The organism is Actibacterium sp. (assembly GCF_041584535.1).
Lineage (GTDB): Bacteria > Pseudomonadota > Alphaproteobacteria > Rhodobacterales > Rhodobacteraceae > Actibacterium_D.
In genome coordinates this window covers 1-2,639 of record NZ_JBFHDW010000323.1, presented here as the reverse complement: position 1 = coordinate 2,639, position 2,639 = coordinate 1, and the positions used below count along the sequence as shown (strand labels likewise).

Below are 2,639 nucleotides of genomic sequence, written 5' to 3'. Positions count from 1 at the left end.
TGGGACGCATATCAGAAACGATTGGGCGACCCGGAGTGACCCGGATCGTCGTCCATGCCGGGTTTCACAAGACCGGCACGACCAGCCTGCAACAATGCCTGCGCGCCCATGACCCGCAACTGGCCCCACATGTGGCGCTGTATTACGGCGCGCGGCTGGGCCCGGTGCAGCATCGCGGGCGGCATTACGGCTATGAACCGACGGATGAAAAACTGGCCCGGTTTCGCCGTGGCTTACGCCGGTTCCTGCGCGATATCCCCGACGCCGATCAGATCGTCCTGACGCGCGAGGCCTTTAGCGGCGCGTTGCTGGGCGAAACCCGCACCGATGGCAGCCGGATCACCTGTTACCACCCGACCTCGGTGCCGCTGGCGCAGGAACTGCTGGCCGGTCTGTGGGCGCGGTTCGGCAACGCGGCCGAAATCAGCTTTCTCTATTCGACCCGCGACAATGACAGCATGATCGCCAGCGCCCACCGCCACCTGTTGCGGCTGCGGCGGATGACCGACGATCTGGACGCTTTTCGCGCCAGCCTGAGCTTTGACAAGGACACTGAACTGGACGCGCTGCGGGCCGCCTTGGCCGACGTGCCGCTGATCGAGGCGCCGCTGGCGCAGACCGGCGCCGCCCCTGCTGGCCCGGCCAGCGCGGTTCTGGACCTGCTGGACCTGCCCGATGACCTGCGCGCCGGCATCCGCTGGACCCGGCGCAACCGCCCCGGCCAAAGCGCCGATCTGTCGGCGGAATTGCTGCATCTGAACCGGACCGTCACCGATGAGGCCACGCTGAAGTCGATCAAGGCGAAACTTTTGCTCGACCGCGAAGGTATCCGCCCGGATTAGGCCGCACCCCCCTTGTAAACAAGAGGAATCGTCGTATAAGGGCGCCTCGGAACAGCGCTGTCGATGGGGATTCCCCCATGTCGGCCTGTTTTCCGTTTCCCGACCGTCCCGGTCGCGGTGTCGCAAACGGGCTTCTCCGCCTGACCTTGCCCCCGCATTGACCGGACCGTTCGGGGCCACAAAGGAACGTCGCCCTGACCTCTGGCGGGCTTGACCGGCAAACGGCTGGCAAGGACCCGGAAGGAGACCAAGAGCTCTGAGGACGCGCATTAGACTTCGCGGGAAAACCGCGGGCATATAGGAGTAAAGCGATGAACCTGATCGCTCAGATCGAAGCCGAGCAAGTCGCTCAGCTTGCCAAGACCATCCCGGATTTCAAAGCCGGTGACACCATCCGCGTCGGTTACAAAGTGACCGAAGGCACGCGCAGCCGTGTGCAGAACTACGAAGGTGTCTGCATCAGCCGCAAGAACGGCACCGGCATCGCCGGCTCGTTCACCGTGCGCAAAATCTCGTTCGGCGAAGGCGTCGAGCGTGTGTTCCCGCTGCATTCGACCAACATCGACAGCATCGAAGTTGTCCGTCGCGGTAAAGTCCGTCGCGCCAAGCTGTATTACCTGCGTGCGCGTCGCGGCAAATCGGCCCGTATCGCCGAAGTTTCCAACTACAAGCCCAAATCTGGCGCTGAAGCGTAAGGACCGGACAGATGAAAGCCGATATTCACCCCGATTACCACATCATCGACGTCAAAATGACCGATGGCACCATCATTCAGATGAAGTCGACCTACGGCAAAGAAGGCGACACTCTGGCGCTGGACATCGACCCGTCGGTGCACCCCGCCTGGACCGGCGGTTCGTCGCGCCTGATGGATGCTGGTGGCCGTGTGTCCAAGTTCAAGAACAAATACGCAGGTCTGGGCTTCTAAGCTTTCCCTGTCGCTTCCCAAGCGGAGGCACACAACATATAGTAGGGGCGCGTCCGGTATCGGGCGCGCCTTTTGACTCGGGTAAAGGAAAACGGCGTGGCGCATATCATCGTCGTGGGCAACGAAAAAGGCGGCGCGGGGAAATCCACCGTGTCGATGCATGTGGCAACCGCGCTGGTGCGGATAGGGCACCGGGTCGGCGCGCTGGATCTGGACCTGCGGCAGCGCAGCTTTGGCCGCTATATGGACAACCGCAGCGCCTTTTGCGCCCGCGAGGGTCTGAACCTGCCGATCCCCGATTACCGCGTCCTGCCCGACATCGCGCAGGAACAGCTGGACCCGGGCGAGAACATCTATGACCGCCGCCTGTCGATGGCTGTCGCGGGCATGGAAAGCGAAGTCGATTTCATCCTGATCGACTGTCCCGGCTCGCACACCCGGCTCAGCCAGGTCGCGCATTCGCTGGCCGATACGCTGGTCACGCCGCTGAACGACAGTTTCGTCGATTTCGACCTGCTGGCCCGGATCGAGCCCCATACCGGCAAGATCCTTGGCCCGTCGATCTATTCCGAAATGGTCTGGAGCGCCCGCCAGTTGCGCGCGCAGGCCGGATTGCAGGCGATCGACTGGGTGGTGCTGCGCAACCGCCTTGGCGCCCAGCAGATGCACAACAAGAAAAAGATGGGGGACGCGCTGGACAACCTGTCGCGCCGCATCGGGTTCCGCGTCGCCCCCGGTTTCAGCGAGCGGGTGATCTTCCGCGAATTGTTCCCGAATGGCCTGACGCTGTTGGACCTCAAGGATATCGGCGTGGCCAGCATGAACCTGTCCAACGTCGCCGCCCGGCAGGAATTGCGCGACCTGATGAC

At 63.0% G+C, this 2,639-nt stretch carries 4 protein-coding genes; all 4 read left to right on the top strand.

The window, feature by feature from the left end; all coding sequences use genetic code 11:
- A partial coding sequence (locus tag ABYW26_RS13070) for a hypothetical protein (protein ID WP_372605350.1) occupies positions 1-842 on the top strand: 842 nt, incomplete at its 5' end.
- 311 nt (positions 843-1,153) lie between these two features.
- A complete protein-coding gene (rplS, locus tag ABYW26_RS13065) occupies positions 1,154-1,537 on the top strand; it encodes a 50S ribosomal protein L19 (RefSeq protein ID WP_372605349.1) in 384 nt (127 codons plus the stop codon).
- A gap of 11 nt (positions 1,538-1,548) precedes the next feature.
- Positions 1,549-1,770 carry a 50S ribosomal protein L31 gene (rpmE, locus tag ABYW26_RS13060; protein ID WP_372605348.1) on the top strand — a complete coding sequence of 74 codons (222 nt, stop codon included), beginning with the start codon at positions 1,549-1,551 and terminating at the stop codon, positions 1,768-1,770.
- A gap of 96 nt (positions 1,771-1,866) precedes the next feature.
- Positions 1,867-2,639 (top strand): division plane positioning ATPase MipZ (locus ABYW26_RS13055; protein ID WP_372605346.1); only part of this gene is annotated, 773 nt, incomplete at its 3' end.

What these genes read in the sequence shown, in the direction of transcription:
- rplS (WP_372605349.1), top strand. Translation starts at nt 1,154, where the DNA reads ATGAACCTGATCGCTCAGATCGAAGCCGAGCAAGTCGCTCAGCTTGCC.
- rpmE (WP_372605348.1), top strand. Translation starts at nt 1,549, where the DNA reads ATGAAAGCCGATATTCACCCCGATTACCACATCATCGACGTCAAAATG.